The organism is Streptomyces sp. NPDC043952 (assembly GCF_056435325.1).
The window spans coordinates 105904-126491 of sequence record NZ_JBWKES010000016.1; the positions used below are offsets into that span (position 1 = coordinate 105904).

At 73.2% G+C, this 20588-nt stretch carries 21 protein-coding genes; 11 read left to right on the forward strand and 10 right to left on the reverse strand.

Annotated elements, in window-relative coordinates:
• Positions 1-3: 3 nt before the first annotated feature.
• Positions 4-1020, reverse strand: coding sequence for a non-homologous end joining protein Ku (gene ku, locus AC069R_RS19920; protein WP_478768147.1), 1017 nt, complete (start codon positions 1018-1020; stop codon positions 4-6).
• Between the two features lie 53 nt (positions 1021-1073).
• Here ku and ligD point away from each other — a divergent pair, with 53 nt between their 5' ends.
• The gene (gene ligD, locus AC069R_RS19925) at positions 1074-1970 is read left to right on the forward strand and encodes a non-homologous end-joining DNA ligase (protein WP_478768148.1); all 897 of its coding nucleotides are present in this window, start codon (positions 1074-1076) and stop codon (positions 1968-1970) included.
• Here ligD and AC069R_RS19930 read toward each other — a convergent pair whose 3' ends face one another.
• Positions 1971-2774: a nuclease-related domain-containing protein gene (locus AC069R_RS19930; RefSeq protein WP_478768149.1), complete on the reverse strand. Its 804-nt coding sequence runs from the start codon at positions 2772-2774 to the stop codon at positions 1971-1973.
• A 99-nt stretch (positions 2775-2873) separates the two neighbouring features.
• Between AC069R_RS19930 and AC069R_RS19935 the strand changes: the two genes are divergently transcribed.
• From AC069R_RS19935 to AC069R_RS19960, 6 genes are all read left to right on the forward strand, one after another.
• The gene (locus tag AC069R_RS19935; RefSeq protein WP_478768150.1) at positions 2874-3380 is read left to right on the forward strand and encodes a protein-tyrosine phosphatase family protein; all 507 of its coding nucleotides are present in this window, start codon (positions 2874-2876) and stop codon (positions 3378-3380) included.
• A gap of 113 nt (positions 3381-3493) precedes the next feature.
• Positions 3494-4225, forward strand: coding sequence for a hypothetical protein (locus AC069R_RS19940; protein WP_478768151.1), 732 nt, complete (start codon positions 3494-3496; stop codon positions 4223-4225).
• Positions 4222-5475 (forward strand): ATP-binding protein, encoded by a 1254-nt coding sequence (locus tag AC069R_RS19945; protein ID WP_478768152.1) that lies wholly within the window; start codon positions 4222-4224, stop codon positions 5473-5475. The genes AC069R_RS19940 and AC069R_RS19945 overlap by 4 nt, the downstream gene beginning before the upstream one ends.
• A 48-nt stretch (positions 5476-5523) precedes the next feature.
• Positions 5524-6885, forward strand: coding sequence for an FtsW/RodA/SpoVE family cell cycle protein (locus tag AC069R_RS19950; RefSeq protein ID WP_478768153.1), 1362 nt, complete (start codon positions 5524-5526; stop codon positions 6883-6885).
• A 35-nt stretch (positions 6886-6920) separates the two neighbouring features.
• The gene (locus AC069R_RS19955; RefSeq protein WP_478768202.1) at positions 6921-8378 is read left to right on the forward strand and encodes a penicillin-binding transpeptidase domain-containing protein; all 1458 of its coding nucleotides are present in this window, start codon (positions 6921-6923) and stop codon (positions 8376-8378) included.
• A 45-nt stretch (positions 8379-8423) separates the two neighbouring features.
• Positions 8424-8909 (forward strand): DUF3291 domain-containing protein, encoded by a 486-nt coding sequence (locus tag AC069R_RS19960; protein ID WP_478768154.1) that lies wholly within the window; start codon positions 8424-8426, stop codon positions 8907-8909.
• Here the strand turns inward: AC069R_RS19960 and AC069R_RS19965 are convergent.
• A complete protein-coding gene (locus AC069R_RS19965) occupies positions 8893-9738 on the reverse strand; it encodes a hypothetical protein (RefSeq protein WP_478768203.1) in 846 nt (281 codons plus the stop codon). The two genes, AC069R_RS19960 and AC069R_RS19965, sit on opposite strands and share 17 nt — an antisense overlap.
• 204 nt (positions 9739-9942) lie before the next feature.
• Between AC069R_RS19965 and AC069R_RS19970 the strand changes: the two genes are divergently transcribed.
• A complete protein-coding gene (locus AC069R_RS19970; RefSeq protein WP_397984053.1) occupies positions 9943-10881 on the forward strand; it encodes a diiron oxygenase in 939 nt (312 codons plus the stop codon).
• A gap of 69 nt (positions 10882-10950) precedes the next feature.
• On the opposite strand, the gene AC069R_RS19975 is transcribed toward AC069R_RS19970, so the two are convergent.
• Both AC069R_RS19975 and AC069R_RS19980 read right to left on the reverse strand, forming a co-directional pair.
• Entirely contained in the window at positions 10951-11520 is a 570-nt protein-coding gene (locus tag AC069R_RS19975) for a hypothetical protein (protein ID WP_478768155.1), read from the reverse strand.
• Between the two features lie 108 nt (positions 11521-11628).
• The gene (locus tag AC069R_RS19980; RefSeq protein ID WP_478768156.1) at positions 11629-12207 is read right to left on the reverse strand and encodes a HutD/Ves family protein; all 579 of its coding nucleotides are present in this window, start codon (positions 12205-12207) and stop codon (positions 11629-11631) included.
• 119 nt (positions 12208-12326) lie between these two features.
• Here AC069R_RS19980 and AC069R_RS19985 point away from each other — a divergent pair, with 119 nt between their 5' ends.
• From AC069R_RS19985 to AC069R_RS19995, 3 genes are all read left to right on the forward strand, one after another.
• On the forward strand, positions 12327-12989 hold the full coding sequence (locus AC069R_RS19985) for a TetR/AcrR family transcriptional regulator (protein WP_397984056.1): 663 nt from the start codon (positions 12327-12329) through the stop codon (positions 12987-12989).
• Complete coding sequence (locus AC069R_RS19990; protein WP_478768157.1) at positions 12976-13320, forward strand: hypothetical protein; 345 nt, start codon at positions 12976-12978, stop codon at positions 13318-13320. The genes AC069R_RS19985 and AC069R_RS19990 overlap by 14 nt, the downstream gene beginning before the upstream one ends.
• A gap of 115 nt (positions 13321-13435) precedes the next feature.
• Positions 13436-14461 (forward strand): C40 family peptidase, encoded by a 1026-nt coding sequence (locus tag AC069R_RS19995; protein WP_478768158.1) that lies wholly within the window; start codon positions 13436-13438, stop codon positions 14459-14461.
• Between the two features lie 108 nt (positions 14462-14569).
• Here the strand turns inward: AC069R_RS19995 and AC069R_RS20000 are convergent, their stop codons facing one another.
• The 5 genes from AC069R_RS20000 to AC069R_RS20020 are packed head-to-tail and all read right to left on the reverse strand — an operon-like array spanning position 14570 to position 20330.
• Entirely contained in the window at positions 14570-15823 is a 1254-nt protein-coding gene (locus tag AC069R_RS20000; protein WP_478768159.1) for a styrene monooxygenase/indole monooxygenase family protein, read from the reverse strand.
• 23 nt (positions 15824-15846) lie between these two features.
• A complete protein-coding gene (locus AC069R_RS20005) occupies positions 15847-16506 on the reverse strand; it encodes a GTP-binding protein (protein ID WP_397984060.1) in 660 nt (219 codons plus the stop codon).
• Positions 16487-16903, reverse strand: a complete 417-nt coding sequence (locus AC069R_RS20010; protein ID WP_397984061.1) for a DUF742 domain-containing protein — start codon at positions 16901-16903, stop codon at positions 16487-16489. The genes AC069R_RS20005 and AC069R_RS20010 overlap by 20 nt, the downstream gene beginning before the upstream one ends.
• Entirely contained in the window at positions 16900-17391 is a 492-nt protein-coding gene (locus AC069R_RS20015; RefSeq protein ID WP_397984062.1) for a roadblock/LC7 domain-containing protein, read from the reverse strand. The genes AC069R_RS20010 and AC069R_RS20015 overlap by 4 nt, the downstream gene beginning before the upstream one ends.
• Positions 17388-20330 carry a sensor histidine kinase gene (locus AC069R_RS20020; protein WP_478768160.1) on the reverse strand — a complete coding sequence of 981 codons (2943 nt, stop codon included), beginning with the start codon at positions 20328-20330 and terminating at the stop codon, positions 17388-17390. Before AC069R_RS20020 ends, AC069R_RS20015 begins: the two co-directional genes overlap by 4 nt.
• Between the last annotated feature and the right edge of the window lie 258 nt (positions 20331-20588).

Here is a 20588-nt window from a genome sequence, read left to right on the forward strand (position 1 = left end):
CGCTCAGGCCGAGCGTTTGCGCGCGGACGTCTTCTTCGCCGCCGTCTTCTTCGCGGCCGTCTTCTTCGCCGTCGCCTTCTTGGCGGATTCCGCCGGCTTCGACGCCGTCTTCGACGTGGACTTCCTCGCCGGGGTCTTCTTCGCGGCGGTCTTCTTCGCCGTGGAGGCGGACTTCTTGCCGTCCGTCTCCTTCGGGGTGGAGCGGCGGTCCGGCAGGGATCTGACCTCGGCCTCGCCCGCGGGTTCACGGGACTCGCGGGCGGCGCGGACGCTGTTCTCCAGGGCGGCCATGAGGTCGAGGACCTTGCCGCCGGGCGCCGGCTCCGGGGCCTGCGGGGGTGCCTCGCCCGCGGCCTTCGCGGCGATGACCTCCTCCAGCGCCTCCCGGTACTCGTCGTGCAGATCCGCCATCTCGACCTCGCCGAGGGTGTCCATCAGGGCGTCCGCGAGGTCGAGTTCCTTGTCACGGATGGTGACGTCCACGTCCGGGGCGACGCCCTCGGGGGCCCGTACCTCGTCCGGCCAGAGCAGGGCGTGCATGGCGATCGCGTCGTCGACGACCCGGAGCATCCCGAGCCGTTCCCGCCCGCGCAGTGCGAACTTGGCGATGGCGACCTTGTTGCTGCGCTTCAGGGCCTCGCGCAGGAGGGTGTACGGCTTGGCGGCCGGGGCCCCGCTCGCGGCGAGGTAGTACGCCGCGCCCATCTGGAGCGGGTCGATCCGGTCGGCCGGCACGAAGGCGACGATCTCGATGGTGCGGGCCGTCGGGATCGGCAGGTGGGACAGGTCCTCGTCGGTGATCGGGACGATGGTGCCGTCCGCGTCCTCGTACGCCTTGCCGATCTCGGACTGGCTGACCTCGCGGTCCTCCACCTCGCACACCTTGCGGTAGCGGATGCGGCCGTTGTCCTCGGTGTGGATCTGGCGGAAGGAGATCGCGTGGCTCTCGGTCGCGTTGACCAGCTTGATCGGGATGCTGACCAGCCCGAAGGAGATGGCGCCGTTCCATATCGATCGCACGTGCCGCACCCGTCCTTTCCCGTTTCTCCCGCTTCATCTGGGATTGTCATCTTATGACGCCTATCACAGAGGTGGAGGGGCGGCGGGTCCCGCTGACCAACCTGGAGAAGGTGCTGTATCCGGCGACCGGTTTCACCAAGGCGGAGCTGGTGCACTACTACGCGACCACCGCCGACGCCCTGCTCCCGCATCTGCGCGACCGCGCGGTGTCCTTCCTGCGCTATCCGGACGGTCCCGAGGGCCAGGTGTTCTTCACCAAGAACGTGCCGCCGGGTACCCCCGAGTGGGTCACGACCGCCGAGGTGCCCAGGTCCTCGGCGGAGGGCCCGGCCCGGATGGTCGTCGTACAGGATCTGCCGAGCCTGGTGTGGGCGGCGAACCTGGTCACCGAGTTCCACACCCACCAGTGGAAGGTGCCCTCGCCGGGGGAGGCCGACCGGCTGGTGTTCGACCTCGACCCCGGTGCCCCGGCGACGGTCGTGCAGTGCTGCGAGGTCGCCCTGTGGCTGCGCGAGCGGCTCGCGGCGGACGGGATCGAGGCGTACCCGAAGACGGCCGGGTCCAAGGGGCTGCACCTGCTGGCCGCGGTGTCCGGCGCCTCCTCGGAGCGGACCAGCGAGTACGCCAAGGCGCTCGCGGTCGAGGCGGAGCGGGCGCTGCCCCGGCTCGTGGTGCACCGGATGACCAGGAGCCTGCGGCCCGGCAAGGTGTTCGTGGACTGGAGCCAGAACGCGGCCCGCAAGACCACCGCCACCCCCTACACCCTGCGCGCCCGCCGCGCCCCCCTGGTCTCCGCGCCCGTGACCTGGGACGAGGTCGCCGGGTGCCGCTCACCGGAGCGGCTGGAGTTCCGCGCCGAGGACATCGCACCGCGCCTGCGCGACCACGGCGACCTGCTGGCCCCCCTGCTGGACGCGCGGCGGGCCGCGCCCCTGCCCGCCAAGACCTAGCTAGACCTGCTCCCAGGTGCGCCGGTCCCGTGCCATCGCGTGCAGTGCCTCCACGTCCGCCGGTTTCAGCACGCCGCCCAGCCGGGCCAGTCCCGGCAGCTCCGCGGCGGACAGGATCCGCACCTCCCGCGGCACGGCGGTCAGGGTCACCCCGGAAGGGTCGGTCAGGGCGAGGACCGGGCGGACCTCGGCGGTCAGGGCGAAGGCGGCCCGGCCGGCCCGGTCGCGCAGCCGGCGCAGCAGGGGCTCGGCGGCGCGCCGCCCCACGGCGACCATCGGGTCGGCGATCCGCACCCGCGCCCTGCGGGCGTACAGGGCGTGGACGGCGAACAGCCCGCCGGGGCCGATCAGCAGATGGTGGACCCGGTCGCCGCCGGGCAGCGGCAGCGAGTGCAGCGCGTGCCAGCCGCCGCCCTCCAGGCCGTCGAGGGCCGCGCCCACGGTCTGCTCGGCCAGCAGGGCGCGCCGGCGCGGGTCGGGGCGCAGCCGGTGCCCGGTGCCCGGCTCGCGGTCGAGGGCGATCAGCAGCGCCTCGCCGGGCCGGTTGGGCGCGAGGTCGTCGTCCGGGTGCAGGGTCAGCCGGGCCAGTTCGGCGGGCGTGGGGACCGGGGGCGGGCCCACGGCGACCGGGCCGGTGAGGAAGGGCCCGAGGGCTTCGAGCACCCGGTCCCGTTCGTCCTCGGCGAGCAGGTCGACCCGGCCGGCGTCGCGGTCGTACCAGGCGATCCGGCTGCCGTCCGGGCGGCAGACGTACAACCGGTCCCGGCCGTGCCGGCGGGCCGGGACCACGCGCAGTGCGCTCATGCGCATCACCCCTCGTCCATGGGAACAGGCCGGGTGCTTACCGGGCAAGAGCGGCTACCGTGGAGGGCGGTCCTGCGCAGGGGAGTTGGGGAGGCGCCGGTGCGAACCCGCGGGATGCAGCCCGACGTGCCCGCTCCACGGAGCCCGTGGAGCGAGATCGTGCCCGGCCTGTGGATGGGCGGGCACCAGTACCGGGGGCGTACGGGGCGGCTGGAGACGGCCGTCGTACGGGACGAGTTCGACGTGGTGCAGTCGCTGCTGCGGCTGCCGGGCCACGGCCCGGACGCGGGCGTCGAGCACCATGTGTGGCCGATCCCGGACGGGCCGCTGGACGGGACGCAGCTCGCCGGGGTGATCCGGCTGGCGCGGGCGGCGAACGAGGCGCTGGACGCCGGCCGCCGGGTGCTGGTGCGCTGCTACCACGGCTACAACCGCTCGGGTCTGGTGGTGGCGCACGCGCTGATCCAGCGGGGGGAGGCGGCGGACGAGGCCGTCCGGCTGATCCGGACCCGCCGCTCGGCGTGGGCGCTGCACAACGAGCTGTTCGTGGCGTATCTGCGCGCGGGGCTGCCTACCGTACGACTCCTCGAAGAACTGGCCGAGTAGCCTCTCTCCCAGCTTCCGGCAGCCGGGGGCGCAGAACGGACGAAAAGGGGCTTCCTTGGAATCTATGTGCATACTGGCCTACTGACCTGCAAAACCATCGTCTCTGGAGCACCGTGCCCCTCCGTCGCCCCCTGCGCACCGCCTTCGCCGCGGTCGCCGTCGCCCTGCTGTCGGCGACGGCGGCGGCCTGCGGGGACGCCGGACAGCTGCGCAGCGCCGGGCCGACCCAGACCGCGGACAGCCCCGCCAAGCTCTGGCCCGACCTGCGCCCGGCGTCCAGCCCGGCCTATCCGTACGACGTGGCCACCCGCGAGGTCGTCAAGGGCCTGACCGTGCCCGGCGGCGACATACGCCGGGTCGATCCGGTGGACATCGTGGAGGCGGAGCTGAAGGCGCACCCGGCCGACTACGGGTCCAAGGGGGCGTTCCACGGGACCGTGGACCGGGTGAAGGAGTGCCGCGCGGGCGGCGACCGGGCGCTGTGCCCGCTGCTCAAGCCGTACTACCGGGACCTCACCGGGGACGGCCGGCCCGATCTCACGCTCGGCTTCCGGCTCTACCCGACCAACCAGACGGCGGTCCGGGTCTACACCGTCGAGGGCCGCCGCCTGGTGCAGGTGCTGGCCGACAACGACGCGATCCTCGGCGTGGAGCTGGCCGGGCGGGCGCTGATCGAGCGCAACCCGGCCGACATCTCCGGCTACGAGTACCGCACCACCTGGGAGTGGGACCCCGGCCAGCGGGCGATGGTGTTCTCCCGCGACGAGTACCTGCACACCGGCACGGGCCGCCGCGTCCACAAGGCCGCCCCGTCCGCCGCCCCGTCCCCCTCGGGCACGCCATGAGGCTGCTGCTGGCCCGCTGGGCCGGGCCCCTCGCCGTGAAGGCGGCCGTGTTCATCACCGTGATGTGCTGCGCGCTGGCCGCGCTGCTCGGCGTGCTGGTGCACGTCTCGGTGACCGACCAGACCGTCGGTCAGGCCCGCGACCTCGCCCTGTCCCGGCTCGCGGACGCCACCCGCGCCTACGAGGCCGGGGACACGCTGCTGCCGAACGCCGGGGTGGACCCCGAGGGGCTGCCCGGCTCGCTGCGGGCGCTGGCGGTCTCCGGGCGGCGCGGCACCATCGTGTCCACGCACCGGGGGCGGCCGACGATGTGGGCGGCGGGCCCCGTCCAGGGGCACCGGGCGCTCGCCGTGGAGATCGACTACTCGCAGCAGTCCCGCACCATCGCCGGGCTGGACAGCTCGATCCTGTGGTCCTCGGTGCTCGCCATCGGCGCGACCGTGCTGGTCGGCGTGTTCGCCGTGTCGCGGGTGACCCGGCGGCTGCACGGCACCGCGCGGGTGGCCCGCCGGATCAGCGCGGGCGACCTGGACGCGCGGGTCGGCGACCCCCGTACGAAGGACCCCACCCGGCCCCAGGACGAGGTGGCCGCGGTGGCCGCCGCGCTGGACACGATGGCCGCCACGCTCCAGGGCAAGCTGCTCAGCGAGCAGCGGTTCACCGCGGACGTGGCGCACGAGCTGCGCACCCCGCTCACCGGGCTGCACGCGGCGGCGGAACTGCTGCCGCCGGGGCGGCCGACGGAGCTGGTGCGGGACCGGGTGGCGGCACTGCGCACGCTCACCGAGGACCTGCTGGAGATCTCCCGCCTGGACACCGGGCGGGAGCGGCTGGAGGCCGACGCGGAGGAGCTGGGGGCGCTCGCCGAGCGGGTGGTGCGGGCCTCGGGGACGGACACCGAGGTGCGGGTGGTGCGGGACGCGCTGGTGGAGACCGACCGGCGGCGCCTGGAGCGGGTGCTGGGGAACCTGGTGGCCAACGCGCACAAGCACGGGGCGCCGCCGGTGGTCCTCACGGTCAACGGGCCGGTGGTGACGGTGCGGGACCACGGGGGCGGCTACCCCGACTACCTGGTCGCGCACGGGCCGCAGCGGTTCCGCACCGAGGGCGGGGCGAAGGGGCACGGGCTCGGGCTGACGATCGCGGCGGGGCAGGCGGAGGTGCTGGGCGCACGGCTGTCGTTCCGGAACGCGGCGGAGGGGGGCGCGGTGGCGACGCTCGTCCTGCCGGTGGCTTCGCAGGCGCGGTAGAGCGCGTTGCAATGAGGCGGGATGGGCAGGTTTAGGTAAGTTCGCGGCATGACCGACGCCGGAACTGCCGCGGCGACGGCCCCGGCCGCCGTGAGCGGCGTCCGGCTGCCCCGGCGCCGCGGCATCGAGTTGGCGCTGATCGTGCTGGCCGTCACGCTGTCGGTGTACGGGTACTGCGCGGTGGGCCTGGCGCGGTCCGGGCGGGTGCCGCCGGGGGCGCTGGCGTACGGGGCCGGGCTCGGGGTGCTCGCGCTGCTCGCGCATCTCGCCGTACGGCTGCGGGCGCCGTACGCCGATCCGCTGCCGCTGCCCATCGGGGTGCTGCTCAACGGGCTCGGCCTGGTGCTGATCTACCGGCTCGACCTGGAGACACCGGGCGACGGTGCCGCCCCCGCCCAGCTGGTGTGGTCCGCGCTCGGGGTGGCCCTGTTCATCGTCGTCGTCCTGCTGCTGCGCGACCACCGGCTGCTCCAGCGCTACTCCTATGTGTGCGTGGTCGCGGCCCTCGTCCTGCTGCTGGCGCCGATCCTCTTCCCGGCGGTCAACGGCGCCCGGATCTGGATCCGGGTCGCCGGATTCTCCATCCAGCCCGGCGAGTTCGCGAAGGTGCTGCTGGCGGTGTTCTTCGCCGCGTACCTCGCCGCCAACCGCAACGCGCTGGCGTACACCGGCCGCCGGTTGTGGCGGATGCAGTTCCCGACCGGGCGGGTGCTCGGGCCGATCGTGACGATCTGGCTGCTCAGCGTCGGGGTGCTGGTCCTGGAGCGGGACCTCGGCACCTCGCTGCTGTTCTTCGGGCTGTTCGTGGTGCTGCTGTACGTCGCCACCGGGCGCACCGGCTGGATCGCGGTGGGGCTGGTGCTCGCCGTGCTGGGCGCGGTGGCCGTCGGCCGGGTGGAGCCGCACGTGGGCGGCCGGATCGCGGACTGGCTGCACCCGTTCGCCACCATCGAGGCCGGGCGGGGCCCCAACCAGCTCTCCCAGTCGCTGTTCGCGTTCGCCGCGGGCGGGCTGCTGGGCACCGGCCTCGGGCTCGGGCACTCGGTGCTCATCGGCTTCGCCGCCAAGTCGGACTTCATCCTGGCCACGGCCGGCGAGGAGCTGGGCCTCGCCGGACTCGCGGCGATCATCCTGCTGTACGCGCTGCTGGTGGAGCGCGGCTACCGGGCGGGCCTCGCGCTGCGCGAGCCGTTCGGGCGGCTGCTCGCGGTGGGGCTCGCCTCGATCCTGGCGCTCCAGGTGTTCGTGATCGCGGGCGGAGTGACCGGGCTGATCCCGCTGACCGGCATGGCGATGCCGTTCCTCGCCCAGGGCGGCTCCTCGGTGGTGACCAACTGGACGATCGTGGCCCTGCTGATCCGGGTCAGCGACTCGGCGCGCAGCCAGTACGACGGCAGGGAGGCGCCGTGAGCGAGTTCTCCGGGGTGGGCGAGGGCGGGCGGCCGATGGCCCGGTACATCCGGCACGCCTGCGCGTTCTGCACGCTGCTGCTCGCCGCCCTGCTGGTGAACGCGGCCCGCGTGCAGCTGGTCCAGGCCGGCGTCTACACCGGCAACCCGGCCAACCGCCGTGCGGCCATCGCCCGTTACCAGCAGCCGCGCGGCGACATCCTGGTCGGCGGCAAGCCGGTCACCGGCTCCGTGGACACCCATGAGCAGCTGCGCTACGAACGCAGCTATCAGGACGGCCCGTTGTACGCCCCGGTGACCGGGTTCGCCTCCCAGTCGTACGGCACCACCTTCCTGGAGAACGCCGAGGACGGAGTGCTCTCCGGCACCGATCCGCTGCTCGCGCCGCTGCCGCTGTGGAACGACCTGACGCGGGGCCGCGATCCGGGCGGGAACGTCGTGACGACCCTCAACCGGGCGGCCCAGGAGGCGGCGTACCGGGGGCTCGGCGGGCGCAAGGGCGCGGTGGCCGCGATCGAGCCCTCCACCGGACGCGTCCTGGCGCTGGTGACGAGCCCGTCGTACGACCCGGCCCAGCTCTCCGGCAACGCCGCGTCGGTGGCCTCCGCGTGGGCGCGGCTCAACGGCGACCCGGACAAGCCGATGCTCAACCGGGCGGTGTCGCAGACCTATCCGCCGGGTTCCACGTTCAAGGTGGTCACCGCGGCGGCGGCGCTGGACGCGGGGGTGGTCACCGACCCGGACGCGCGCACCCACTCCCCCGACCCCTACCGGCTGCCCGGCACCCGCACCCAGCTGACCAACGAGGCCGACGGCTGCGCGGACACCTCGCTGCGGGACGCCTTCGAATGGTCCTGCAACACGGTCTTCGCCAAGCTGGGCGTGGACGTCGGGGTACGGAACATGACGGCCACGGCGCGGGCGTTCGGGTTCGACGACGACGGGCTGCGCATCCCCTTCCCGGTCGCGCGCAGCACCTTCGACTCCCCTGTGGACAAGGCCCAGTTGGCGCTCTCCTCGATCGGCCAGTACAACACCCGCGCCACCCCGCTCCAGATGGCGATGGTCGCGGCGGCCGTCGCCGACGACGGGCGGCTGCACGCGCCGTACCTGGTGGAGCGCACCACTCGGCACGACGGCGAGACGGTCACGGGCAGCGGGACGCATCCGGTGCGGCAGGTCATGCGCCCGTACACGGCCGAGCAGTTGAAGGAGCTGATGACCGGGGTGGTGCGGGAGGGCACCGGCACCCGCGCGGCCATTCCGGGTGCCGTCGTCGGCGGCAAGACCGGCACCGCGCAGCACGGGGTGGGCAACACCGGCCTGCCGTACGCCTGGTTCGTCTCCTGGGCGCGGGACGAGGACGCGGTGGAGCCGGCGGTGGCGGTCGCGGTGGTGGTGGAGGACGCCTCGGCGGACCGGGGCGAGATCAGCGGCGGGGGCGACGCGGCGCCGATCGCGCGGGACGTGATGCGGGCGGTGCTCGGCCGGTGAGACGGGGCTGCCGCGAGCGGCCCGGATCTCCTTAGGGTGGCGCCCATGACGGATATCGCACCCGCGTACGAACTGGCCCAGGTCAACATCGCCCGCCTCAAACACCCTCTGGACTCCGCCGAGTTGAAGGACTTCGTGGACGGGCTCGACCCGGTGAACGCGGTCGCCGACGCCGCCGACGGCTTCGTGTGGCGGCTCCAGAGCGACTCCGGCAACGCGACCGACGTCCCGGTGCTCGGGGACGCGTGGATGATCGTCAACCTGTCGGTGTGGCGGGACCCGGAGGCGCTCACCGCCTTCATGTACCGCGGGCTGCACCGGGAGTTGCTGGCCCGGCGCAGGGAGTTCTTCGAGCGGCTGGACGAGGCGGTGACCGCGCTGTGGTGGGTGCCGGCCGGCCACCGCCCGGCGGTCGCCGAGGCGGAGGACCGGCTGCTGCACCTGAGGGCGCACGGCCCGACGCCGTACGCCTTCACCCTGCGGGCACCGTTCGCGCCCGGTCCCGAGGCGGCGGTCAGCCGATCGGCTTGACCGCCTCGGAGCGGACCTGGAGCGTCTGCCTGGCGAGCGCCGCCAGGTCGACCTGGGAGGGGTCCTGCGCCATGTCGGTCATGTCCACGATGGCGATCGTGGCCGCCGTGTTGCCGTCGGCCCAGGCGCAGGAGGGCATGGTGATCTTCGTGCCGGCGTGGTCCTGGACCACCACCTCGCAGCTGATGGTGATGCCCAGGTCGAAGTCCTTGGCGGGCACGGCGAGCGTGGAGCCGGCGGTCTGGGTGACGCCCTTCATCATGTTCCGGCGGATCTGGTCCGTCTCCTTGAGCCGGCCGTACATGCCCGACACCACCAGGTTGCCCCTGGCCGGGTCGCCGCCCAGGGCGTACGTGCCCACCACGGCGTGCACGTCCTTGGCGCTCCAGGAGGAGTTCGCCTCGCTCTCGATCTCCTGGCCGTCCTCCGCGGAGAGGTCCTTGGAGAACTCGTACTTCCCGTCCAGCAGCGTCCGCGGCAGCGTGAGCCTGTTCTTGGCGTCGGGGAAGGTGGTGGCCGCCTTGTAGCCGATCGCGCCGAGGGCGACCACACCGCCCACGATCAGCACGACGGCACCGCCGACGATCCCGAGGATCAGACCGAGCCGGCTCTTCTTCGGGGGCGGCGGCACGACGGGCGGCATACCGCCCCAGCCCTGGTACGGCGGGCCGCCGTACGGGCCGGGGTTCTGCGGCTGGGGCTGCCCGTAGGGGGACTGCTGCCCGTACGGGGACTGCTGGCCGTACGGGGACTGCTGGCCGTACGGGGACTGCTGGCCGTACGGGGAACCGGGCTGGTTCGGGTACGGCGGCTGCTGCGGCGGAGGCATGGACACGCCAGCACGCTACTGCACCGGAGTGAACGGGCGCGCACCGAGCCGACGCAGTGCGTACAGGTCATGGGCGGACATATCCCGCGGGCCCACACGTAGACGCGTAGTCAACAAGTCGTGCGCAGGGGATTGACGGCCTTGCTGACAGGCAGTCTCATAAGTTACGGACGACATACCACCGGGTAACGAGGTGAGGGAGCCATGACGACCCTGACGGATGCGGACGCGCTGGACGGCCTGCGCGACGCGCTCGGCCTGCTCAAGGACCGGGAGCAGGTGGCCGAACGGCTGCTGGTCTCCTCCGCCAAACACTCCTTCGACCCCGACAAGGAGCTGGACTGGGACGCGCCCTTCGAGGAGGGCAAGTGGTTCTGGCCGCCCGAGCTGGTCTCGCTGTACGGCACGCCGATGTGGCAGCGGATGAGCGAGGAGCAGCGGATCCTGCTCTCCCAGCACGAGGCGGCGGCGCTGGCCTCGCTCGGCATCTGGTTCGAACTGATCCTGATGCAGCTGCTGGTGCGGCACATCTACGACAAGGCCGCCACGAGCGCGCACGTGCGCTACGCCCTCACCGAGATCGAGGACGAGTGCCGCCACTCGAAGATGTTCGCCCGCCTGATCGAGCGCGGCGACACGCCCTGGTACCCGGTCAGCAGGACCCACCTGAACCTGGGCCGCCTCTTCAAGACCATCTCCACCACTCCGGGTTCCTTCACGGCGACCCTGCTGGGCGAGGAGGTCCTGGACTGGATGCAGCGCCTGACCTTCCCGGACGAGCGGGTGCAGCCGCTGGTCCGGGGCGTGACGCGGATCCATGTGGTGGAGGAGGCACGCCATGTGCGGTACGCCCGTGAGGAGTTGCGGCGCCAGATGGTGACCGCGCCGCGCTGGTCCCAGGAGTTCACCCGGCTCACCTCCGGGGAGTTCGCCCGCGTCTTCTCCATCGCCTTCGTCAACCCCGAGGTGTACACCAACGTCGGGCTCGACAAGCGCGAGGCGATGGCGCAGGTCAAGGCCAGCGGCCACCGCCGCGAGGTCATGCAGACCGGTGCGAAGCGGCTGACCGACTTCCTGGACGACATCGGCGTGCTGCGGGGCGCCGGACGGCGGCTGTGGCGGTCGTCCGGACTGCTGGCGTAGCCGGGCGCGCGAAGTCCCCGCCGGCGGAACTCGGTCCGCCGGTCGGGGACTTCGGCCTGCCGGTCCCCCCTACGCGTGGGCGCTGATCACCCCGCCGTTGCTGAGCACGATGTACACGCCGTTGGCGTCGAGGCCGACGTCGTGCCGGTCCTTCGTCTCGATGGTGGCGGCCACACCGTCGTGGCCGATGATCTGCGCGCGGTAGCGCAGCTCGCCGACCTTGGTGACCTTGGCGGTCCAGCCGCCCGCGAGCTTGAAGGTGCCCGGACCCTGGTGGCCGCCGCCCATCCAGGCGTGCACCTCGCCGCCCAGCGTGAGCACGATGAACATGTCGTTGGCGTCGAGCCCGGCGTCGTGCCCGTTCGTCTCCAGGGTGGCGAGGACCGAGCCGCCGTTGACGATCTCGGCGCGGTAGCGCTGCTCACCGAGCCGGTAGATCCTGGCCGTGCTGCCGTCCGGCAGCTTCTGGGTGCGCTCCGGGGACGGCTTCTTCGCCGCCGCGGCCGCCACGGTGGTGCGGTGCGCGCCATGGGAGGTGACGGCGTAAGCGGAAGCGGCGGTCAGTGAGAGCACCGCGGCCGCGGCGACGGCCACCAGGCCGGTGGTGCGAGCGGTACGGCGAACACTGCGAGCGGTCATGATCGGACTCCCCCTTGGTCGTCTGCTGCTCCCTACGCCCCATCAGATGACCATCGCTCAGGTGGAGTTCACCCGGTTCTGTCCGCACTTGGTAACAACGCGCACGCCCTACGACTCCCCGCCCGCCCCGGTGAGGGTGACGAGCGCGGCGACACCGGTGACATCCAAAGCCTCCTCGTGGGCCCCGTCGAACAGTGCCGCGTCGAACCGCCCGAGGGCCGTGCCCTCCCCGTCGAGGACGGCGGAGCCCTCCAGGACGACGGCGAGCAGCACGGCCCCGGCGGACGGCGCGGGCAGCGCCACCCGCCCCCGTACGATCTCCACCCGCGCGCCGGCCCGCCCGCGCCGGGTCATCACGTTGAAGTCGACGAGCGGCCCGCCGAGCAGCCGGCAGCCGGTGTCCGCGTCGCCGGGGAAGGCGAAGGGGACGTACGGCTCGGCCACGGTGTGCGGGGTCCCGTCGACGGTCAGCACCATGCCGGGGCCGTCGACCAGGGTGATCACCCGGTCCACCCCCTCGAAGCGGGAGAACGGGCCGCCCTGGGCCACCTCGGCGAGGCTGACCCGCCACGCGAAGTCCGCCATCCCCGCCCCGGCGGGCGCCGCGGCGATCTCACGGGTCAGCCCGCCCCCGTTCTTCCACGCCACCGCCGCCCGCTCCCCGGCCCTCAGCACGCGCACCGTCATCCCGCACTCCCTCTCGTCCGATCTCCCCCGTGTGTATCCGCGGACCGCCCCCGCTGTCGAGCGCGGTAGGCCGGCCGGCACCCCGCGCTCCACCGGGCGCGGGGGTTACGCTGCGTGGCATGACCCCCCAGACCGCCACCACCCCCGCCTACCGCCGGCTCAGCGTCGAGGAGCGGCGACGGCAGCTGCTCGACGCCGCGCTGTCGCTGTTCGCGCACCGGGCGCCCGAGGACGTGTCGCTGGACGACGTGGCGGAGGCGGCCGGGGTGTCGCGGCCGCTGGTGTACCGGTACTTCCCCGGCGGCAAGCAGCAGCTGTACGAGGCCGCGCTGGGGTCGGCCGCGGACGAGCTGCGGCAGTGCTTCGACGAGCCCCGCACCGGCTCCCCGCTGGCCCGGCTGACCCGCGCCCTCACCCGCTACCTGGCCTTCGTGGACGAGCACGACACCGGCTTCGCCGCCCTGCTGCGCGGCGGCAGCGTGGCGGAGACCTCGCGCACCACGGCCATCGTCGACGGGGTGCGGCGGGCCGCCGCCGAGCACATTCTCAGCCACCTCGGCGCCACCGACCCCGGCCCCAGGCTGCGCATGACCATCCGCATGTGGATCACGGCCGTCGAGGCGGCCTCGCTGATCTGGCTGGACGAGGACAAGCAGCCGCCCACCGAGGAACTGCGCGACTGGCTGGTGGACCAGTTCGTCGCCGCCCTCTCGGTCACCGCGGCCCGCGACGAGCAGACCGCCGCCCTCGTGGGCACCCTCGCGGGGGATGGCCGAGACTGAGACCGTGAAGACCCAGGACATCCCGTTCGCGGACGGCCCCATGGACGGACGCGTGCTGCCCGTCCTGCTCGGGCCGACCGGACACCCCCCGAAGACGTACCGCATCCCCGTCCCCGCCCCGGACGGCGGCCCGCCCACGGTGTACGTCTACCGGCGCGCGCCCCGCGGCCACAGCAAGCGGCTGGGCCTGGTCCAGGGGTGGAAGTACGTGTACGACCCCGACGACACCTCCGGCGGCCGCCCGCGCTGGCCCTGGTCCAGGCCGCACGCGAAACCGGGCACCGAACCGCACGCCGGGGCGGACGACAAGCCGGGTGACACGCGCGGGTGACACGGTTGCGCCGAACCGCGCACACGCGGCGCGCGCCAAGCGGGGATACGTCTGATTATCGCGGTCGGATAGGGCACGGCAATGCGCCCACCCCTTCCGCACCCGAGGTGATGACGTGTCAGGAAAGCTTGTGCGCCTGGCCTGTACGACCACGGTGGCGGCCCAGGCCGTCCTCGCGCCCGTGCCCGCCACCGCCGCGCCCGACTCGCCGCAGCGCTCCGTCTCGCAGCTGCTGACGGACCTCCAGACGCTGTACCGGCAGACCGAGCAGGCCACCGAGACCTACGACGCCACCGCCGACCGGCTGGGCCGGCAGAAGTCCGAGGTGGCCCGCCTCGACAAGGAGCTCCAGCGCGCCCGGCGCGCCCTGGAGGCCGGCCGCGCCGACGCCGGGCGGCTGGCCCGCCAGCAGTACCAGGGCGCCTCCGGCGGGCTCGGCCCCTACGTCAGCCTGCTGCTCGCCCCGGACCCGCAGCGCATGCTGGACGAGAGCCATGTGCTCGGCGAACTGGCCCGCCAACGCGCCCACGCGGTCGACCGGTTGACCGGCGCCGAGCGGCACTCGGACGCCGTCGCCCGCACCGCCCGCAAGGCCCTCGACACCCAACGGGCCCTCGCCGGGCAGCAGAAGAAGCAGCGCGACGCCGTCCAGGCGAAACTCGCCGACGTGGAGCGCCTTCTGGCCACCCTCGACCCCGATCAGCTGGCCGCCGTCGACCGCCTCGAACAGCAGGGCGTCACCGCGGCCCAGCGGGCCCTCGCCGGCTCCCTCTCCGACGACCGCTCGCCCTCCCGCGCCGGCGAACGCGCCCTCCGCTTCGCCCTGAAGCAGGTCGGCAAGCCCTACGTCTGGGGCGCGCAGGGCCCCTCGTCGTACGACTGCTCCGGCCTGACCTCCCAGGCGTGGCGCCACGCGGGCACCCCGATCCCACGCACCAGCCAGGAACAGTGGCGGCGCCTGCGCCACATCCCCCTGCGCCAACTGCGCCCCGGCGACCTGGTGATCTACTTCCCGGAGGCCACCCACGTGGCGATCTACGCGGGCGACGGCAAGGTCGTCCAGGCCCCGAGACCGGGCACCCGGATCAAGATCTCCCCGGTGGCGTCGAACCCGGTCCTCGGAGCCGTGCGCCCGGATTAGCGGCCCTTGGGGGCGCGGGGCGGTATCCGGGCACGCGGCTCCGCCGCGCGGGCGCGACCAGCCACCACGAACCGGCAGCCGCAACACGCAGCCGCGCCCCCACGGCGACTAGGCTCCGGCCACCGACCCGAGGTACGCCTCCGCCTTCTCCGGCTCGAAGAAGAACTCCTCGAAGTCGGCCGGGTTATTGAACCCGTTGGCGAACCGGTCGGCCACCGGCTGAAGCTGCCCCGCCGCGCCGATGAGGTTCAGGACGTGCTCCGGCGGCGGCGCCAGCATCGCGTTCGTCCACTTGGTGACGTGCCGCGCCGTCTGCCAGTACCGCTCGAACGTGCCCCGCATCCACTCCTCGTCGAACGGCTGCTCCCCGCGCTCCAGGATCGAGGCGAGGTACGAAGCCGCGCACTTGGACGCCGAGTTGGAACCCTGCCCGGTGATCGGGTCGTTGGCGACGACCACGTCCGCGACGCCCAGCACCAGGCCGCCCGAGGGCAGCCGGCCGATCGGGTTGCGCACGGTCGGCGCGTACCGCCCGGCCAACGTGCCACCGGCGTCCGTGAGTTCGACCTTCGTCGCCCGCGCGTACTCCCAGGGCGTGAACCTCTCCATGAGTTCCAGGGTCAGGGAGAGGTGCTCGGCCGGGTCCTTGACGCCGTTGAAGACGTCGAGCGGGCCGCCCGGTATGCCCTCCCAGAACAGGATGTCGGCGCGCCCGGAGACGGTGTACGTCGGCATGACGAACAGCTCGCCGACGCCCGGCACCAGGTTGCAGCGCACCGCGTCGAACTCCGGGTGCTCGGGGCGCGGGCCGAGCCCGTGGACGTACGCCACCGCGAGCGCGCGCTGCGGCTCGCTGTACGGGGAGCGCGCGGCGTCACGGGCGAACATGGACACCAGCTCGCCCTTGCCGGCCGCGACCAGCACCAGGTCGTAGGTGCGCGAGAAGTAGTCGAGGTCGCCGACCGCCGCGCCGTGGATGACCAGCTGGCCGCCGCGCTGGGCGAAGGTCTCCATCCAGCCGGCCATCTTCACGCGCTGGTCGACGGACTGGGCGTAGCCGTCGAGCCTGCCCACCCAGTCGATGGCGCGCTGGGTGGGGCCGGGGTCGTGCGAGCCGGGGGCCGCGACCGAGACGCCGAGGCCCTGGATCTTCGGGGCCTGGGACTCCCAGAAGTTCAGCTGGAGGTCGCGCTCGTGCTGGAGCGCGGTGTGGAACATGCACTGCGTCGACATCACACGGCCGGACCGGATCTCGTCCGCGGTCCGGTTCGACATCAGGGTGACCTCGTAGCCGTGCGACTGAAGGCCGAGGGCGATCTGGAGGCCGGACTGGCCGGCTCCGACGACGAGTATCTTCCGCATGCGGGTGGTGGCTCCTTACAGGACTACTCGGGGGTTTCGTCCAGCGCGTGGCCGACCAGGGCCAGGAGGGTCTCGATGGCCGAAATCCGCCGGCGCGCATCCATGATCATGACAGGGATGTGCGCGGGTATCGTCAGCGCCTCCCGTACGTCCTCGGCGTCGAACCGCTCGCTGCCGTCGAAGTGGTTGACCGCGACGACGTACGGCAGTCCGCAGCTCTCGAAGTAGTCCAGGGCGGGGAAGCAGTCCTTGAGGCGGCGGGTGTCGGCCAGCACCACGGCGCCGATCGCGCCGCGCACCAGGTCGTCCCACATGAACCAGAACCGCTGCTGGCCCGGCGTGCCGAACAGGTAGAGCACCAGGTCGTCGTCGAGCGTGATGCGGCCGAAGTCCATGGCCACGGTGGTGGTGACCTTGTCCGGGGTGTCGGACAGGTCGTCGGTGCCCTCGCTCGCCTGGGTCATCAGCGCCTCGGTCTGCAGGGGCGTGATCTCCGAGACGGCCGTGACCAGCGTGGTCTTGCCGACGCCGAAGCCGCCCGCCACCACGATCTTCGTCGCGACGGGGGCCCGCGTCCGGTCCGTCTGCCAGGCCTTCAGGTCCTCGTCGGGCTCGGCGAACCCGGCCACGAGGGGGGCGGCGCCTCCCATGGAGGCGGTGGCGTCAGAGACGGCGAAGTCCACTCAGCACCCTTTCCAGCAGAGCGCGGTCCGGGCGGCCGGTGCCGTGACCGGTTCCGGTGCCGTACACACGGATCTTTCCCTGGTCCGCGAGGTCGCTCAGGAGGACGCGGACCACGCCGAGCGGCATCTTCAGCAGCGCGGCGATCTCGGCCACCGTGCGCATACGGCGGCACAGTTCGACGATGGCCCGCATCTCCGGCATGACACCGGCGAGCGATCCCTTCGTCAGTTCCCTGCGCTCCTCGGGCGCCTCGATGGCCGCGGTGCTGGCCACGAACGTCTCCACGAGGAGGACATGCCCGAAGCGGGTGCGGCCGCCGGTGAGCGAGTAGGGGCGCACGCGGGCGGGTTTGCGCTCACCGCCGCGCACCGGGAGCTTCTTGGGCGCTGCGCTCATCGGGCGCTCCCGGCCGACTCCAGGGACTTGCGCAGCTCGCTGCGGAGTTCCGGGGTGAGGACGTGGCCGGCGCGGCCGACGAACAGCGCCATGTGGTAGGCGACCACGCTCATGTCGCATTCTGCGGAGCCGTGCACGCCGAGCAGTGAGCCGTCGCTGATGGACATCACGAACAGGCTGCCCTCCTCCATGGCGACCATGGTGTGCTTGACCCCGCCGAACGCCATCAGCTTGGCGGCGCCGACGGTGAGGCTGCCGATGCCGGAGACGATGGTGGCGAGGTCGGCGGACGAACCGCGGGGGCCCTTGCCGGGACGGGCCTGGCGGGACTGCTCCGTGTGGCCCGGATCGGACGACAGCAGCAGCAGACCGTCCGAGGAGACCACGGCGACGGACTGGATGCCGGGGACCTCCTCGACCAGGTTGGTCAGCAGCCAGTGCAGATTGCGGGCCTCAGTGCTCAGCCCGAAGGTACTGGGAGCGGTCAACTGCTTGCCTCCTCGACAGGGCCCCCCGTGGCTTCTTCGGAATGGTCTGCGATCTCTGCCTCTACGTCGCGGTAGCCGGCCTGTGCTCCTTGGCGGAAGCCACCGAGCCTGCGGCGCAGGGCCTCGGCATCGACGCTGGTACTGCGCTGGCGGGGCGGGGGTGCGGGTGCGGTGATCCTGGGCGTGCGCTTGGGCAGCCCCTTGCTGGTCACCCGCTCCTCGGCCTCGTCGTCCTCGGCGGCGCCCCCGTCCGCGGGCCGCGCGTGGCTGGTGTGGTCATTGTGGCCGGTGTGGCCGGTGTGGCCGGTGTGACCGGCGTGGTCGGCACCGGCGGGAGCCGCGGCTTCGGCGGCGGGAGCCGCGGGCTCGGTGACAGTGGGAGCCGCGGGCGCGTCCGCCGTCTGGTCCGGTGCCTCGTCCGGTACCGCGTCCGCGACCGGGAGCAGCAGCTCCATCGTCGTCTCGGCGAAGGTCTCCACCGGGGCCTTGGGGCGCGCCTCCGCCTCCTGCGGACCGGGCCCCGCCTGCTCGTGCGTCGTCTCCTCGGCGGCGTCCGGCCCCGCGTCGCCGGCCTCCGGCTCCGCGTCCTCGGACGGGTCCGGGGCCGCCTCCCGCTCGGGCGCCCGCTCCGGCTCCGGCATCTGGTCCCGGTCCTGGTCCTGGACCGGCTGCACCCCGGCGTCCCTGACCGCCTTCTCGGCCAGCGCCACCAGCGGGTCCTGCTGCTCGGCGCCGTCCTTCGGGCGGGCCGGCAGGAGGTTGGAGTTGGCCTCGGCGGCGGCGCCCGGCAGGGTGAAGGTGCCGGTGGTGGAGGTGGCCGGCTGCGGGGGTACGGCGGTGGCGGGGGCCTCGGACAGCAGCGTGGCCGGAAGCACCACGACCGCGGCGACCCCGCCCTGCTTCTGCTCGCGCAGCTGCACCCGCACCCCGTGCCGGTGGGCGAGGCGGGCCACGACGTACAGGCCGAGACCGAGGCCGTCGTCGCTCTCCTGGTCGTACGCCGCCTCGGGGTCGAAGTCGGCGAGGCGCGCGTTGAGGCGGGTGAGGCGGTCCTCCGCCATGCCGATGCCCTCGTCGTGCACGGAGAGCATGACCTCGCCGGACTCCAGGAGCCAGCCGGAGACCTCGACCGGCACGTCCGGCGGGGAGAACGTGGTGGCGTTCTCCATCAGTTCCGCCAGCAGGTGCGAGAGGTCGTCCGCGGCGAAGCCCGCGAGGTGCGCGTGCGGCGGCAGCGAGGCGATGCGCACCCGCTCGTACCGCTCGATCTCGCTGACCGCGGCGCGCACCACGTCGACCAGCGGTACCGGCCCGTGGTGCTGCTGCACATGCTCGGTGCCGGCGAGGACCAGCAGGTTCTCGCTGTGCCGGCGCATCACCGTGGCGAAGTGGTCCAGCTTGAAGAGGGTGGCGAGGCGCTCCGGGTCCTGCTCGCGGTCCTCCAGCCCCTCGATGACGGCGAGCTGCCGCTCGACCAGTCCGAGGGTGCGCAGCGCCAGGTTGACGAAGGTGCCGCCGATGCTGGCGCGTACCCGGCCCAGCTCGGCCGTCGCCCCGGCGAGTTCGGCGCGCAGCTCCTCGCGGGCGTCGGCCATCTTCTGCCGCTGTCCGACCAGGTGCTTGCGGTCGGACTCCAGGGTGGTGACCCGCTCCTGGAGGGCGACGGCGTGTGCGTGCAGGGCGTTGACCGAGCGGACGACCTGGGCGAACTCGTCGTTGCGGCCGGTGAAGGCGATGGGTTCGCGGGCGCAGACGTCGCCGGGCTCGGCGAGCCGGGCGGTGCCGCGGCGCAGCACCGACAGCGGCCGGGTGAGGGTGCGGGCCATGGCGGTGGCGACGCCGACCGCGACCAGCAGCAGCACGCCGAGGACGGCGACGCGGATCTCCAGCGCGGTGACGTCGTCGTCGCGCAGCTTCTCCAGGTCCTGGGTGCGGTGCTCGTACAGGGCCGACTCCGCGCCGCGCATCAGGTCGATGCGCCCGGACAGGGCCGCGTCCAGCTTGGCGGCACTGGGGACCGACGCGCCCTCGGGGAAGGTGGGCTGGGCGGTGAAGGTGTCCAGGTACTTCTCGGCCGAGTTCACCTCGCCGCCGGTGACCGTGGAGTCGTACGCGTCGACGGCCGCCTTGGGCGCGGTGTCGCGGAAGTCGGCGAGGGCCGCGTCGGAGCGCAGCCGGGCCTGCTGGGCGGCGGCGACGAGCGCGTCGCGCTGCTTGCGGCCGGCCGCGGTGGGCACGGAGGTGGTGGTGGACAGGCCGGTGACCGGGTTGTACACCGTCTGGGTGGTCGCCGGGACGTTGAGGGCGGCGAGCAGCAGGCCGCGGGCGGCGGCGGACTGCTGGACGGCGGTGTCCAGTTCGGCGAGCGCGTGGGCGCCGGAGCCGGCCCGCGGGGGCATCCGGTCGGCGAGCTGCTCGGCGAGCCGGTGCAGTTCGGTGATCGTCGCCGTGTACGCCTGGTGGGCCTCCAGGGCGGTGCTCTTGCCGGTGAGGGCGGCGCGCCGGACGGCCGCGATGTGGTCGAGGTCGCCGCGCAGAGCGGCCGGGGTGCCGCTGTCGGCGCGCAGGTCCTGCACCTGGCGGTCGACGCGGGTGCTGCGGTCCTCGGAGGGCGCCTTGGACTCGGGGCGGCCGGCCGCGATGTAGGCGGTGACCTCGTCGCGCTCGTCGGCCAGGGAGCCCTCAAGGGCGAGGGCGTCCTGGGTGCGGGCGGCCAGCGTCACCAGGTCCTGGGAGTCGCTCACGTCCGAGGACGCGGTGAGCAGCGAGGGCGCTCCGGCGCCGGCCACCGCGGCGGCCACGACCGCGACGGCGACGATCAGCCGGGTGCGCACGTGCGTGGGCCGGCCGGTGCCCACGGGGGTCTCGGGGGCGGCCTTCTCGGGGGCCGTCTGCCTGCCTGTGCGCCGAGGCCGCTTCATCTGCACCGGTGCTCGCATTCCTGAACTCGTCTACCCAAGGGTCCGGGTGGCGCCCCGTCAGCTCGGTGCCAAGTGGTGCGTGCACCCGGTTCGTACGGTTCCCGACCCTCCCAGCGCCGGTGGGCAGTGGCCGCGCATCACCTGACCCGCCACCCGAAGGAGTGAACATCGGAGGGGAGTTGGCGGGCAAGTTCCTCTGGCGTGTGCGGGGCTGCCCTGCGGCGGGCCGGTTGGACGCACGCGACAGGGTTTGGCAATATTCGCCACCGCGCTTTT